Annotated in this window: 12 protein-coding genes; 5 read left to right on the top strand and 7 right to left on the bottom strand. The window is 66.5% G+C overall.

The genetic code is table 11. The annotated features are described in order from the left end of the window. Window positions 1–66: 66 nt before the first annotated feature. The 3 genes from accC to JO391_RS07535 all read right to left on the bottom strand — a co-directional run bounded on the left by accC (window position 67) and on the right by JO391_RS07535 (window position 3534). Window positions 67–1413 (bottom strand): acetyl-CoA carboxylase biotin carboxylase subunit, encoded by a 1347-nt coding sequence (gene accC / locus JO391_RS07545; RefSeq protein ID WP_220664478.1) that lies wholly within the window; start codon window positions 1411–1413, stop codon window positions 67–69. 39 nt (window positions 1414–1452) lie between these two features. After that, the gene (gene accB, locus JO391_RS07540) at window positions 1453–1953 is read right to left on the bottom strand and encodes an acetyl-CoA carboxylase biotin carboxyl carrier protein (RefSeq protein ID WP_220663836.1); all 501 of its coding nucleotides are present in this window, start codon (window positions 1951–1953) and stop codon (window positions 1453–1455) included. A gap of 465 nt (window positions 1954–2418) precedes the next feature. After that, window positions 2419–3534, bottom strand: coding sequence for a hypothetical protein (locus tag JO391_RS07535; protein ID WP_220663835.1), 1116 nt, complete (start codon window positions 3532–3534; stop codon window positions 2419–2421). 231 nt (window positions 3535–3765) lie between these two features. On the opposite strand from JO391_RS07535, the gene JO391_RS07530 reads away from it, so the two are divergent. From JO391_RS07530 to preA, 3 genes are all read left to right on the top strand, one after another. Continuing rightward, window positions 3766–5100, top strand: a complete 1335-nt coding sequence (locus tag JO391_RS07530) for an NAD(P)-dependent oxidoreductase (protein WP_220663834.1) — start codon at window positions 3766–3768, stop codon at window positions 5098–5100. 73 nt (window positions 5101–5173) lie between these two features. Next, complete coding sequence (locus JO391_RS07525) at window positions 5174–5710, top strand: DedA family protein (protein ID WP_220663832.1); 537 nt, start codon at window positions 5174–5176, stop codon at window positions 5708–5710. A 51-nt stretch (window positions 5711–5761) separates the two neighbouring features. Beyond that, on the top strand, window positions 5762–7063 hold the full coding sequence (gene preA, locus JO391_RS07520; protein WP_220663830.1) for an NAD-dependent dihydropyrimidine dehydrogenase subunit PreA: 1302 nt from the start codon (window positions 5762–5764) through the stop codon (window positions 7061–7063). An 87-nt stretch (window positions 7064–7150) separates the two neighbouring features. Here the strand turns inward: preA and JO391_RS07515 are convergent, their stop codons facing one another. Together JO391_RS07515 and JO391_RS07510 are read right to left on the bottom strand one after the other, a co-directional pair. After that, on the bottom strand, window positions 7151–8521 hold the full coding sequence (locus JO391_RS07515) for a glutamine synthetase family protein (RefSeq protein ID WP_220663828.1): 1371 nt from the start codon (window positions 8519–8521) through the stop codon (window positions 7151–7153). A gap of 84 nt (window positions 8522–8605) precedes the next feature. Next, complete coding sequence (locus JO391_RS07510; RefSeq protein WP_220663827.1) at window positions 8606–9817, bottom strand: acyl-CoA dehydrogenase; 1212 nt, start codon at window positions 9815–9817, stop codon at window positions 8606–8608. A gap of 97 nt (window positions 9818–9914) precedes the next feature. Here JO391_RS07510 and JO391_RS07505 point away from each other — a divergent pair, with 97 nt between their 5' ends. Beyond that, window positions 9915–10799: a LysR substrate-binding domain-containing protein gene (locus tag JO391_RS07505; protein ID WP_220663826.1), complete on the top strand. Its 885-nt coding sequence runs from the start codon at window positions 9915–9917 to the stop codon at window positions 10797–10799. A 37-nt stretch (window positions 10800–10836) separates the two neighbouring features. On the opposite strand, the gene JO391_RS07500 is transcribed toward JO391_RS07505, so the two are convergent. Together JO391_RS07500 and JO391_RS07495 are read right to left on the bottom strand one after the other, a co-directional pair. After that, window positions 10837–12642, bottom strand: coding sequence for an amidohydrolase (locus JO391_RS07500; protein ID WP_220663825.1), 1806 nt, complete (start codon window positions 12640–12642; stop codon window positions 10837–10839). Between the two features lie 161 nt (window positions 12643–12803). Next, entirely contained in the window at window positions 12804–13709 is a 906-nt protein-coding gene (locus JO391_RS07495; protein WP_220663824.1) for a LysR family transcriptional regulator, read from the bottom strand. 87 nt (window positions 13710–13796) lie between these two features. Here JO391_RS07495 and metF point away from each other — a divergent pair, with 87 nt between their 5' ends. After that, the gene (gene metF / locus JO391_RS07490; protein WP_220663823.1) at window positions 13797–14657 is read left to right on the top strand and encodes a methylenetetrahydrofolate reductase [NAD(P)H]; all 861 of its coding nucleotides are present in this window, start codon (window positions 13797–13799) and stop codon (window positions 14655–14657) included. Window positions 14658–14703 lie beyond the last annotated feature (46 nt).

The following is a 14703-nucleotide window of genomic DNA, read 5'->3' as shown; positions in this document are numbered from 1 at the left end:
CGCACCGCAACCGTGCAAGACGCCAGCCCCTGCAAAGGTGGGCTGGCGATCATGCGCCGCCTTCGGTCAGGCGAACTGGCGGGCGAGCCATTTCTCCAGCCAGTGGATGTTGTAGTCCCCCGACAGGATGTCCGGTTCCTCCAGGAGCGCATTGAACAGCGGCACGGTCGTGTCGACCCCGTCCACGATCAGCTCGCCAAGTGCGCGCTTCAGCCGGGACAGAGCTTCAGGCCGGTCGCGGCCATGCACGATCAGCTTGCCGATCAGGCTGTCGTAATAGGGCGGGATCGAATAGCCGCCATACAGCGCCGAATCCATCCGTACCCCAAGGCCACCGGGGGCATGGAACACCCGCACCTTGCCGGGGCAGGGCGAGAAGGAGGGCAGCTTCTCGGCGTTGATGCGCACTTCTATGGCGTGGCCGTTGATCTCCAGCTCGTCCTGCGTGAACGACAGGTCCATACCAGAGGCCACGCGGATCTGCTCGCGCACAAGGTCCACGCCGAAGATGTACTCGGTCACCGGATGTTCCACCTGCAACCGGGTGTTCATCTCGATGAAATAGAACTTCCCATCCTCGTAAAGGAATTCGATCGTGCCGGCGCCGATGTAGTTGATCTTGGCCACCGCCTCGGCGCAGATCGTGCCGATTTCGGACCGCATCTTCGGCGTGATCGCCGGGCCGGGCGCTTCCTCGAACACCTTCTGGTGGCGGCGCTGCAGCGAACAGTCGCGCTCTCCCAGGTGCACGGCCTTGCCCTTGCCGTCGCCGAACACCTGAATCTCGATGTGCCGCGGCTTCTGCAGGTATTTCTCGATATAGACTTCGTCGTTGCCAAAGGCGGCCTTGGCCTCGCTGCGCGCGGTGCGGAAGGCGATCTCCAGTTCCTTGGCGTCTTTCGCCACCTTCATGCCGCGCCCGCCGCCGCCGGCGGTGGCCTTGATGATGACCGGATAGCCGATCTCGGCCGCCACGACTTGCGCCGTCTCGTAATCCGGCACGCCACCGTCCGACCCCGGCACCACCGGAATGCCAAGCGCCTTGGCGGTTTCCTTGGCGGTGATCTTGTCGCCCATGATGCGGATATGCTCCGCATTCGGGCCGATGAAGGTGATGCCGTGGTCTTCCAGAGCCTGCGCGAAGCTCGCGTTCTCGCTCAGGAAGCCATAGCCAGGGTGCACGGCCTGTGCCCCGGTGATCTCGCAGGCCGAAATGATGGCCGCCTTGTTCAGATAGCTCTGCGACGAAGGCGCAGGTCCGATGCAGACGCTTTCATCCGCCATGCGCACATGCATCGCATCGGCATCGGCAGTGGAATGGACGGCGACGGACTTGATCCCCATTTCGCGGCAGGCGCGAATCACGCGCAGCGCGATCTCGCCGCGGTTGGCGATCAGGACCTTGTCGAAGATGGGCGTGGTCGGCTTGGGCGTGCTCATGGCGGCGCGCCCTCACTCGATGATCATCAGGGGGGCACCGTATTCCACGGGCGTGCCATCCTCCACCAGGATGCGGCGCACCGTGCCCGCGCGCGGCGCGGGGATGTGGTTCATCGTCTTCATCGCCTCGATGATCAGCACGGTCTGGCCTTCGGCCACCGTTGCGCCCACCGTCACGAAGGGCGTGGCGCCGGGTTCGGCGGCCAGGTAGCAGGTGCCGACCATGGGCGAGGTCACGGCACCGGGATGCTGCGCGGGATCTTCCGGCGCGGCAGGCGCCGCGGCCGAATGGGATGCCGCAGGTGCTGCGGCAATCGCCGGGGCAGGGGCCGCAGCATAGCTCGCCGGGGCGGCAACCGTGACCACCGTGGATTGCTTCACCACTTTCACGTCCAGCGAGTCGTTCTCGCCGTACTCGCGTTTCACCGACAACTCGGTCAGCTCGTTCCGGTTCAGAAGCTCGGCCAGCGCCGAGATGAAGGCGACATCCGCGTCGGTGGAATGCTTGCTCATGGACTTCCTCTGCTGGCCTGCCTGGGTGGCCTTATCCTGTGGCGCATCAAGGCGCCTTGACCGCGAACCTATAGGCCAAGGCGCGTCCGGTGGGAAGCGGGGAGTCGCCCGATCCGGACGGAACCGCGGCCGAGGACAAGCGACCCCGGCAACAGCCCGTCGCTCCCGCGGGCAAGTTCCGGCGAACCATGCAATCGCCGAAGGCAAACCTCTGACCTGGCCGGCCGGGTCAGACAGAGATGGTCTGCCGAAACGGCGTTGCAGATCGCCGTCCGGACGTGGACCACCAGCCGCCAGCCCATACTCACGCCGGGCTGGACGGCCCGTACCGAAGCCGAGGCACACAAAACCAGCCAGGTTTCGCGGCGCACCGTCACCGAGATCATCTCGACTGCCGTTCCGGCGCCCCGGAAGCGTCCGCTCACTCTTCAGGCCGTCCGCCGCTTTTCTGTGCGATCACGGAACTTATATACCACCATGATCCGTGGCCAGCTTCCCTTCGGCCTGCATCAGATGCCGCTGCATCGCCCGCATCCGTGTGGCCGTCGGTTTGGTCATCGCCGGAAGCAGCTTTTCGATGATTGCCGCATTCTCGGCGGGCGTATTCATCCTTCGGAAAGGCAGGGGAGGGATGATGACCTTGGCGGGCTTCGTCATTCCAAGGCCGCTCGAAAGCCATTCCACATCTTCGGCGAACCGGGCGCTCAGACGCTCCTGCATCGCCTCGGGGAAGAAGGATTCCGCGCGCTTGATCTTGGATTCATGAATGACGGTTTCGACCGCCTTGACGACATTGCGGTAGGTTTCGTCGTCAATCTTGCGCCGGGTCAACTGGCGCAGAAACAGAACCGTCGCTTCATTCGGCGTCGGGCGGGAGTGGAACTCTTGCTCAATCGTGTTTGGAATGCCGATCAGATCGAAGAAGCCGCCAAGAACAGTGTGACCGTTGTTCCAAAGATCCTTCATCCAGAACGGCTTGACCTCACCGGGCTGGACCGTGTCGATCAGACTCTTGATGATCCTCTCGAAGCCGCCATTCATGTAGCGCTTTGCAACATGGAAGGCTTGCGCAGGGATGGAAAGGCGCTCCACCCCCAGAACACCCGTCGCATACAGGCTGTGCAGAAGCTCTTCTGGATGGCGAAGGCCGAATGCGAGGGTGCGCTCCATGCCGTCGAACAAGGAAAGGAGCTCGTAGAGATTCATGTCTTCGTGCTGGAAGAAGACCGTTTCGGCCGAAATAATGATGGTATGCTCGGGTCCGTCCCGAAACTCCTTGATAAGCGACTTCCACTCGGCAAGATTGCTGTCCAGTTTCTCCCGTTCTTGGAAAGTGGGGTGCAGCCGCTTCTGAAATGACCAGAAAAGCGGCAGGTGAGAGATCATGCTGTGTTCGAAAACGTCGCCCTGCTGATCTTCGGTATACAGCTTGTTGCGGCGCCCCGGATAAGCTGGCGTCCTGAATACGGGATAGAAAATCCCTTCCTTCCGAAGTTCGTGACGGCGTCTCACACAGGCGACCTGCAACGATGTCGTTGCGGTTTTTGGCGCTCCGACGTGAAATACGACCCGTTTTTTCATATGTGGAAATCCCTGAAGCATAGTTGTGCGGACCCTAGGGGCTGGCCTGTGCAGTGTCAACTTGGGGCCGCCCGCGCCAGCAGCGCACCGCAGGCGGCCGCGGTGCCCGCAAATTGGGCAGAGGTCCACGGGGCCGCGACCTTCGGCGACCGTCAGATAATTTACCACTTGATAAAATTTCGGCCTGTGTCAGCCTCTTTCCAACAACAAGGACCAAGGGAGGTCTGACCCATGACGAACAGCCCGCTGACGCCGGGGATCGTGCCCGCGCGTCTGCCAGCCGAAACCCTGGCCGGGAACTTCAGCGACCACGAACCGCCCTTCGATGCCCATGAGGCGCGGGTGGCGGCGGATCGCTGCTATTTCTGCTTCGACGCGCCCTGCATGACGGCCTGCCCCACGACCATCGACATCCCGCTCTTCATCCGCCAGATCGCCACGGGCACGCCCGAGGCGGCGGCAAGGACGATCCTCAGCCAGAACATCCTGGGCGGCATGTGTGCCCGCGTCTGCCCGACCGAGACGCTGTGCGAAGAGGCCTGCGTTCGCGAAGCGGCCGAAGGCAAGCCGGTCGAGATCGGGCGCCTGCAACGCTATGCCACCGACACGCTTATGGCAGAGGGCGTACATCCCTTCACCCGCGCCGCATCCACCGGAAAGTCGGTCGCCGTGGTGGGGGCCGGTCCCGCGGGCCTTGCCTGCGCGCACCGTCTGGCGATGCACGGCCACGATGTCGTGGTCTACGATGCCCGGCCCAAGGCGGGCGGCCTCAACGAGTACGGCATCGCCGCCTACAAGGCCGCGGGCAGCTTTGCCCAGGACGAGGTGGCCTGGCTTCTCAAGATCGGCGGCATCCGCATCGAGCCCGGTCGCGCGCTTGGCCGCGACATCACGCTCGACGGGCTGAAAGCTGCACATGACGCCGTGTTCCTGGGCCTTGGCCTTGCCGGCGTCAACGCGCTGCGCGCCGAGGGCGAGGACCGCGCCGGCGTCCAGGACGCGGTGGAGTTCATCGCGGGCCTGCGCCAGTCCGACAAGTCGCAGGTCGCCGTGGGCCGCGACGTGGTGGTGGTCGGCGGCGGCATGACGGCGGTGGACGCCGCCGTGCAGTCGAAACTCCTTGGCGCCGAGAACGTCACCATCGTGTACCGCCGCGGGCAAGGGAAGATGTCGGCGTCCGGATACGAACAGGAACATGCCGCCACCGCCGGGGTGAAGATCGTGACCGGCGCCGCGCCCATTGCCGTCCATGGCAACGGCTCGGTCGCCGAGGTCGAGTTCGGCTATGTCATCGACGCCCCCGACGGCCTGCGTCCCACGGGCGAGACGTTCCGGCTCAAGGCCGACCAGGTGTTCCGCGCCATCGGTCAGCGCCTTCAGGGCGTGCCCGAAGGCCTGGCGCTCGATGGCGGCAAGATCGCCGTCACCGGGCCGGGCCGCACCTCGCTTTCCGGCGTCTGGGCCGGCGGCGACTGTGCCGCCGGCGGCGATGACCTGACCGTCACCGCGGTCAAGGAAGGCCGCGACGCCGCCGAAGACATCCACCGGGCGCTGACGGCGGCGTGAATGGCCCAGACCGCCCGGCCTTTACCTTCCCGCTCCGCAACCCCAGATGGGGCCAAGGCGGCAGGAGAACACAGTGGACGGCATCGCAGATTGGGTCATCGGCTTCCTTCAGGATTACGGAGCCTTCGCGCCCCTGATCATGCTGATCTTCGCGGCGGCCGAGACGACGGCCTTCCTGTCGATCCTCATCCCCTCCACCGCGGTCCTCGCCGCCGTGGGCGCGCTGACGGCAACGGGCGCCATCGCCTTCGGGCCGCTCTGGGTCGGGGCCTCGGCCGGGGCGCTGATCGGTTCGACCTTCTCCTGGTGGCTGGGGCACCGCTACGGCGGCCATGTGCTGGGTCTCTACCCCTTGCGAGATCACCCCGAACTGGTGGAGCGTACGCGCGCGGCCTTCGCGAAATACGGCCCCGCCACGGTGTTCATTGGCCATTTTGTCGGCCCGCTGCGCCCCGTGGTCTTCCTCTTCGCGGGGATGAGCGGGATGCGCTTCGCCCGCTTCCAGCTCTACAACGTCGCCGGTGCCCTCGCCTGGGCCTGGGCGATCCCAAAGCTCGGCCAGGTCGGGGGCGATCTCCTCGGCTGGCTCTGGCAGTTCCTGCCCTTCTGACCCTTCCGCCCGCCCGGCCAAAGACCGGCGCCAGCCCTTTCGGAGGATGACATGGCGAACCTTTCCTCGAACTTCATCGGCATCAAGTCGCCCAACCCGTTCTGGCTCGCCTCGGCGCCGCCCACGGACAAGAAATACAACGTCGAACGCGCCTTCGAGGCCGGCTGGGGCGGCGTGGTCTGGAAGACGCTTGGCGCCGAAGGCCCGCCCATCGTCAATGTCTCGGGCCCGCGCTATGGCGCGATCTGGGGCGCTGACCGCCGCCTTCTGGGCCTGAACAACATCGAACTCATCACCGACCGCCCGCTCGAGGTGAACCTTCAGGAAATCAAGGAGGTCAAGCGCAAGTGGCGCGACCGCGCCCTTGTCATCAGCCTGATGGTCCCCTGCGACGAGGAAAGCTGGAAGGACATTCTCAAGCGCATCGAGGATACCGAGGCCGACGGCGTCGAACTCAACTTCGGCTGCCCGCATGGCATGGCCGAACGCGGCATGGGCTCGGCCGTGGGCCAGGTGCCCGAATACATCGAGATGGTCACCCGCTGGGTCAAGCAGTACAGCCGGATGCCCTGCATCGTGAAGCTGACCCCCAACGTCACCTCGATCCTGCCGCCCGCCATGGCGGCGCACCGGGGTGGGGCGGATGCGGTCAGCCTCATCAACACGGTGAAATCCATCACCAATGTCGATCTCGACCATTTCTCGCCCTTCCCGATGATCGACGGACGCGGCTCGCACGGCGGCTATTGCGGCCCGGCGGTGAAGCCCATCGCGCTGAACATGGTGGCCGAAATCGCCCGCCATCCCGAAACCCACGGCATGCCCATCAGCGGCATCGGCGGCGTCACCACCTGGCGCGACGCAGCCGAATTCATGGCACTTGGCGCGGGCAACGTGCAGGTCTGCACGGCCGCCATGACCTATGGCTTCAAGATCGTTCAGGAAATGATCTCGGGCCTGTCGCAGTACCTCGATGAAAAGCAGATGTCGCTCGACAGCCTGATCGGCCGCGCTGTGCCGAACTTCGTGGAATGGCAGCACCTGAACCTGAACTATGTCACCAAGGCACAGATCGACCAGGACGCCTGCATCAAATGCGGCCGCTGCTATGCGGCTTGCGAGGATACCAGCCACCAGGCCATAGCCATGGGACCGGGCCGCACCTTTGCCGTGAAAGACGAGGAATGCGTGGCCTGCAACCTCTGCGTCAACGTCTGCCCGGTGGAAGACTGCATCACCATGGTGGAACTGCCCAAGGGCCAGGTCGATCCGCGCACCGGACGCAAGGTTGGCGATTACGCCGACTGGACGACGCACCCCAACAACCCGATGGCGGCGCAGGCGGCCGAATAGGGCCACCCCTTCCGCTAAACCTCAAGGCCGGGGCGCGCCGCCCCGGCCAGACCGCCGCCGATGATCGCAAAGGCGCTCGCCAGGGCCTCACAGATACCAGTCATATTCCCGCGGCAGCACATCGGCGAGGAAGGCCTCGAACTCCGACCGCTTGATCGCCGCATAGGCCGCCGGATAGCGCGCGCCCAGATACTCGGCCATCAGCGCCGATCCCTCCAGCCGGTCCAGCCCCGTCCACAGTTTCAGCGGCATCGCCGGATCCGCCTCTTCCCCGGCATTGCCGGTGGAGGGCGGCGAGGGCTCCAGCCCCTGCGCCAGCCCGTGATGCACCCCCGCCAGGATCGCCGCCATCACGAGGTAGGGGTTCGCCTCCGCCCCCGCGATGCGATGCTCGATCCGCCGCGCTGCCCCGCCCCCCGCCGGCACGCGAAAGCTTACCGAGCGGTTGTTGAACCCCCAGGAGGTGTTCACCGGCACGAACTGGTTCGGCGCAAAGCGGCGATAGGCGTTCAGGTTCGGCGCAAAGATCGCCATGGCGTCATAGGTCGTGGCTTGCAGACCCGCGATGGCATGGCCCAGCATCCGGTCGCCTTGCGCCGTCCGCTCGTCAAAGACGTTGCGGCCCTCGGCATCTACCAGGCTCAGATGTACATGCAGCCCCGATCCCGACTGGTCGGCAAAGGGCTTTGACATGAAGGTCGCCTCCAGCCCGTGCCGGCCCGCCACGCCTTTCACGATCCGCCGCAGCATCAGCGCATGGTCGCAGGCCAGGACCGGATCATCCACATGGCCGAGGTTCACCTCGAACTGCGCCCCGCCATATTCCGCCGTCGCCGCCCCCGCCGGCACGCCCTGCGCGATGCAGGCCGCGTCGATCTCGGCCAGGATCGCCGCCCATTCGTCCAGCTTGTCGAAGGCCAGTACCCGCGGCGCCTCCGGCGCGCGCCCCGACCGCGCCGGCCGCGCCGGCGACACCCGGCCATGCGCATCCCGCGCCGGGTCCACCAGGTAGAACTCCAGCTCGCAAGCCACCACCGGCCGCAGGCCCAACGCGCCAAACCGCGCCACCACGCCCGCGAGGATCGCCCGCGGATCGAACCACCACCCCGCCTCGCCCTCCGGCGGGGCCGGGGCGATCAGCACCTGCGCCGTGTCCGCCGCCCAGGGCACCGGCACCAGCGTGCCCGGCACCGGGTAGGACGTTGCATCCGGATCGCCATCCGAGAACCCGATCCCGTTCACATCCCAGCAGGCGCCAAGCGCATCCAGCGTGGTGATGCCCGCGCAGAAGGCCACGCCCGAGGACCAGATCTTGCCTGCATCCCGCACCGGATAACGCTTGCCGATCGCCGTGCCGCACAGGTCGAACAGCACGGCATCGACAAACCTCGTGGCTGGGTGCGCCGCAAGATAGGCCGCCAGCTCGGCGGGCAGGGCGTCTTTCGAAGCAGCAGTCATGACAAAGCCTGTTGGAACATCGTCCAACAGGCTAGGTCAGGCCGCGCGGCCCCGCAAGGCGTTTGATCAAATCCCGCAAGCGCCTCAGAAGAACGCCTGCAACCCCGTCACCGCCCGCCCCAGGATCAGCGCATGAACGTCATGCGTGCCCTCATAGGTGTTCACCGTCTCCAGGTTCACCATGTGGCGCATGACCTGGAAATCCTCCTGGATGCCGTTGCCGCCATGCATGTCGCGCGCCCACCGCGCGATCTCCAGCGCCTTGCCGCAGTTGTTGCGCTTGATGATGGAAATCATCTCCGGCGCCGCATTGGCCTCGTCCAGCAGACGCCCCACCCGCAGGCAGGCCTGCAACCCCAGCGAGATCTCGGTCAGCATGTTGGCCAGCTTCAGCTGGTACAGCTGCGTCTGCGCCAAGGGCCGGCCGAACTGCTTGCGGTCCAGCCCATAGCCCCGCGCCGCATGCATGCAGAACTCGGCCGCCCCCATCACGCCCCAGGCAATGCCATAGCGCGCCCGGTTCAAACAGCCGAACGGCCCCTTCAGCCCCTCGACATTCGGCAGCAGGGCATCCTCGCCCACTTCCACATTGTCCAGCACGATCTCGCCGGTCACCGAGGCGCGGAGTGAGAGCTTGCCCCCCACCTTCGGTGCCGACAGACCTTTCGTGCCCTTCTCAAGCACGAAACCCTTGATCTTGCCGCCATGCGCTTCCGACTTCGCCCAGACCACGAAGACATCGGCGATGGGCGCGTTGGAAATCCACATCTTCGTGCCCGTAAGCACATAGCCGCCCGCGGTCTTCTTCGCCGTGGTCTTCATGCCGGCCGGGTCAGAGCCCGCATCCGGCTCGGTCAGGCCAAAGCAGCCGATCCATTCGCCCGCCGCCAGCTTCGGCAGGTACTTCTTGCGCTGCTCTTCCGTGCCATAGGCATAGATCGGATACATCACCAGGCTGGACTGCACCGACATCATGCTGCGATAGCCCGAATCCACCCGCTCCACTTCCCGGGCGATCAGACCATAGGCCACGTAAGACGACCCCAGCCCGCCGTACTCCTCGGGGATGGTCGCGCCCAGAAGGCCCATCTCGCCCATCTCGGCAAAGATCGCCGGGTCGGTCTTTTCTTCGCGATAGGCAGCGATCACGCGCGACTGCAGCTTTTCCTGCGCATAGGCGCGGGCCGCATCGCGCAGCATCCGCTCTTCCTCGGTCAGTTGGTCGTTCAGGCGGAACGGGTCTTCCCAGTCGAACCGGCCCAGATCGGGGGCATCCTTGGGCTTCAGCTTGGTCATGTCACGCTCTCCGGAAGGGCAGGGGATCAGGCCGCATGTTGCACGGAATTGCTCATGCAGCTATCGACTTCTTCTCTCAGGTTGATGAGTGTTCCTCATGATCTCGCCCCGCCGCCTCTTGCCCTCCACCCCCGCGCTCCTGGCATTGGAGGCGCTCGACCGCCTCGGCACCGCCTCGGCCGCCGCCGCGGAGCTGAACCTTACGCAGGGCGCCATCTCGCGCCAGTTGCAGGCGCTCGAAGGCCAGTTGGGCACGCCCCTCGCCCGGCGCGAAAAGCAGCGCCTCATCCTTACCCCCGCCGCGCAGGATTATGCCGCCGAGGTCCGCGCCGCGCTGACCCAGATCGCCCGCGCCGGCCAGCGGCTCACGCAGAACCCGGACGGCGGGCGGCTCGCGCTCGCCATCCTGCCCGCCTTTGGCGTCCATTGGCTCGCCCCACGGCTGGCCGATTTCGCGGCCCGCCACCCCGAGGTCTCGCTCACCCTTTCCACGCGGCTGCGCCCCTTCGATTTCGCCGACGAGGATTTCGACGCCGCCATCCATTTCGGCCGCGCCGATTGGCCGGGGGCCGAACACCTGCACCTCCTGGCCGAGGATGTGCAGGCCGTGGCCGCCCCCGCGCTGCTCGCCGACCCGCCGCAGACACCGGCGGACCTGCTGACCTGCCCGCTTCTCCAGATCGAAAGCCGCCTCAGCGGATGGAGCCGCTGGTTCGATGCCCACGGCCTGCCGGGCCAGCGCGTGACCGGCATGGTCTTCGACCAGTTCGCCACCATGAAGGAAGCCGCAATCCACGGCCTCGGCCTTGCGCTGCTGCCCAGCTTCCTCATTGGACCGGAACTGGCCGATGGCCGCCTCGTCCCGGCCTGGGGAGCGGCCGTGCCGGGGCAGGGCAGCTACTGGCTCGTCTGGCCCGATACCCGCAAACCCCGCCCCCCGCTCACCGCCTTCCGCGACTGGCTGGCAGAGCAGACGGCCTGACACGGCCCGGCTTGTCGCCACAGGCGCGTCAGACCGGCTAGGCGGCCCAGACCTGCCGTCCGTCCATCCAGGTTTCCAGAACCCGGATGTCCTTGATCTTCTCCACAGGCACCCGGCGCGGATCGGCCTCCAGAATCACCAGATCGGCCAGCTTGCCCGCTTCCAGGCTTCCGACCTCGTGGTCCGAGCCCAGTTGCCAGGCCGCTTCCCGCGTGACGGCCGCAATCGCCTCGTCCACCGAAATCCGCTCGGACGGGTTCAGCACGAATCCCGGCTCCGCCCATGTCTCGCGCGTCACGGCCATCTGGATCATGTGCAGCGGATCGGGGTCCGTCACCATGAAATCGGAATGCAGGGACAGGCTCAGCCCCGCCGCCTTCACGCTGGCCGCCCGGCACAGGTGCATCACCCGGTCCGGCCCGAAGACCCGGTCGCGCATCCAGACACCCCAGTAGTAGACATGGCCGATCAACATGCTGGCCGAAACGCCCAGATCCTGCATCCGTGCGATCTGGTCGTCGTGCAGCATCGAACAATGTTCGATCCGCGCGCGCACGGCCCCCATGTCGGCGCCGCTCGCCTGCACCGCCGCCAGCGCATCCAGCACGGTGTCGATGCCGGCATCGCCATTGCCATGAATGGCCAGCGGCCAGCCCTTGCCTGCCCGCTCCACTGCCTCTTCCGCCATGTCGGCGGGCGTCATGTAGGCCACACCGACACTGTCGGTCCCGACATAGGGTTCGCGTTGCAGCCCGGTAAATCCCTGGTTCGACCCGTCCGCCACCAACTTGTATCCGGCGATCCTCGCAAGCGCGTCGCCCTGGCCCGGCCTTACCCCCGCGGCATCCCATGCCGCGCCGCCGATCGTGTAGAAGGGATAGGCCCGCACACGCGCCGCCAGGCGGCCCGAAGCCCCCGCCGCGAACAGGATCTGCGCATCCTCAGGCGATTGCGTCAGCGATCCCAGCGACAACTCGCTCACCGTGGTCAGCCCCAGACGGCTCCAGCCCTGCAACATCGCGATCAGCGCCTCGACCGGCTGTAGGCGGCTCATCTGCGGTGCGGCCGAGGCAATCTGCAGGAAGGCCACATTGTTCTTCATCACGCCGGTCAGGGCGCCGCTGTCGTCGCGCACGAATTCCGCGCCGGGCGGGTTCTCGATGTCTTCCGGGATGCCCGCCGCACGGAAGGCCGCGCGGTTGGCATAGGCCAGATGCCCCGAGGAATTCATCACGAAGACCGGCACCGTCGCCGACACCTTGTCGAGTTCCTCGAACGAAAGCGCATCCGGCCCTGCCTGCAAGGCAGGATCATAGTTTCGCGCCAGCACCCAGTCGCCTTCGGGCGTGGCGGCCACACGCTCGGCCAGATGCGTCAGCACATCCGCCGCCGTGGCGAAATAGGGCGCGCCGACATTGGCCATGATCGCATCGACCGCCGACCCGGCGATCACATGGGCATGAGGCTCCACAAAGCCCGGCAGCACGACGTGGCCCTTCAGGTCGATCTCCTCGGCGCCCGGCCCCGCAGCCGCGCGCGCCTCCTCCAGCGTCCCCACGGCCAGTATCGCGTTGCCCCGGATCGCCAGAGCCTCGGCCACGCTGAACCGGGCGTCCACCGTCAGGATCGTGCCGCCGTGAAAGAGCCGCACCGGCGGCTCTTCTGCCACCACATGCCCCGGCATGGCCATCAGCCCGCCTGCCAGCGCCGATCCGGCCAGAAAGCCCCGGCGGCTGACGCCGGCAGGCTCTTGCCACTCGGGCGACCCGGCCCTGCGCGCCGCCTTCAGGAACCCATCGAACGCCCCGCCGCAACAGGGGCAGGCGTGAAACGCGCCGGCCATGCAGTCCTCCCCCTCATCCCCGCGGTCGCAGAGTTGCGCAGGGCGTCGATTCCGGCAAGCGCGGTCGCAGACCCGGACAAGTGTTAAGTCCAAGTTAAATCGAACCAGTAACCCATTGATTTCATGGTTTTGGTTCAAGCGTCCGAGCTCGGACGCCCCCCTCAGGCCCGCTGCAGCTTCACCGCCTCGGTCCGGGCCAGACGCAGGAAATGGGCCATGTAGGGCCGGGCGGCATCCTCGACCCGAGTGGCCGCATAGAGCCGCTTGGTCACCGGCCCCGGCCCCAGCGGCCGGGTGGCATAGTCCGGGTTCCCCTTGACCTCCCGCAGCACCCAGTCCGGCAGCACCGACACCCCCCGGTTCGACCCCACCAGCATCAGGATCACCGCCGTCAGCTCGGCCGTCCGCTGCGCCCGCGGCTCCACCCTGGCCGGGGTCAGCAGTTCCGTGAACACATCCAGCCGGTCCCGCCCCACCGGATAGGTGATCAGCACCTGGTCCCGAAAGTCCTCCGCCCCGATCACCGCCTTCTGGGCCAGCGGATTGTCCTTCGAGGCCACGAAGGTCGGGTGGTAGTCGAAGAGCGGGTTGAAGGTCAGCCCCACCAGGTCCACCGGGTTGGATGAGATCACCAGGTCCACCTCCTCGCGGTCCAGCGCGGGAAGCGCATCGAAGGCCAGCCCGGCCCGGATATCCACATCCACCTCCGGCCAGGCATGGCGGAACTGCTCCAGCACCGGGAACAGCCAGTCGAAACAGGCGTGGCATTCCAGCGTGATGTGCAGCCGCCCGGTCTTGCCCGACCGCAGTGCCCGGAATTCCTCCTCCAGCGCGTCGATCTCCGGCAGGATCCGCTCCGCCGCCCGCAGCATCCTCAACCCCGCCGCCGACAGCCGCATCGGACGCGCGCGGCGCACGAACAACTCCACCCCCGCCTGATCCTCGATCCCCTTCACCTGATGCGACAACGCCGACTGCGTGGTGTTCAGTATCTCCGCCGCCCGCGCCAGCCCGCCGGAGTGGTGGATGGCCCGAATGGTGCGGAGGTGGCGGAGGTCGATATACATGAGCCAGGCCTCAAGTTGATCTTGAAGATTATGAATTGGTCTCACGTCGCATGCCATGGCACAAGAGGCGCAACAACGGAGAAGACCATGGCTCTGAAGCGCATCTCGTATGAATTCTTCCCGCCGCAGTCGCTGGACGCCTCGTTCCGGCTTTGGGAGACGGTGCAGGCGCTGGCGCCAATGCGGCCGGATTTCGTGAGCGTGACCTATGGTGCGGGCGGCACCACCCGGAAGCTGACGCATGAGGCGGTGGCGACGATCCGCCGGAACTACGGGCTGAACGTGGCGGCCCATCTGACTTGTGTGGGAGCCTCCAAGGCCGAGACGCTGGCCATCGCCGACAGCTATGCTGCGGCCGGGGTGACCGAGATCGTGGCGCTGCGCGGCGATCCGCCCAAGGAGGCTGGCCGGTTCGTGCCGCATGCCGAGGGCTTTGCCAATTCGGTGGAGTTGGTCGAGGCGCTCAGCCCCCGCTTCAAGGTGCGGGTCGGCGCCTATCCCGAACGCCACCCCGAGGCGGCCGATGCCAGGGCCGATGTGCGCTGGCTGAAGCGGAAGCTGGAGGCCGGGGCGGTTTCGGCCATCACCCAGTTCTTCTTCGAGGCCGAGACCTTCCTTCGGTTCCGCGACCTCTGCGCGAAGGAGGGCATCACCGCCCCCATCGTGCCGGGCATCCTGCCGATCCAGTCCTGGGAGGGGGTGAAGCGGTTTGCCCTGCGCTGCGGGACCTCGGTGCCGGGACGGCTGGACGAGGGGTTCCAGATCGCGGCCCGCGACGGGCGCGAGGAGCTTCTGGCCCTGACCCAGTGCACCACCCTCTGCGACCGCCTCATCTCGGAGGGGGTGGAGGACCTGCACTTCTATACCCTGAACCGGCCCCACCTGACCCGCGAGGTCTGCCGTGCCCTGGGCGTGGCGCCCGAGGTGGCGCTGGAAAAGGTGGCCTGACTTCCGGCGGCGGGACGGCTCTCCCTGGGCCGCACCGGCGCGAAAC

It is taken from the genome of Neotabrizicola shimadae (assembly GCF_019623905.1).
Classification (GTDB): domain Bacteria; phylum Pseudomonadota; class Alphaproteobacteria; order Rhodobacterales; family Rhodobacteraceae; genus Neotabrizicola; species Neotabrizicola shimadae.
This window is presented reverse-complemented; position numbering and strand designations above follow the sequence as displayed.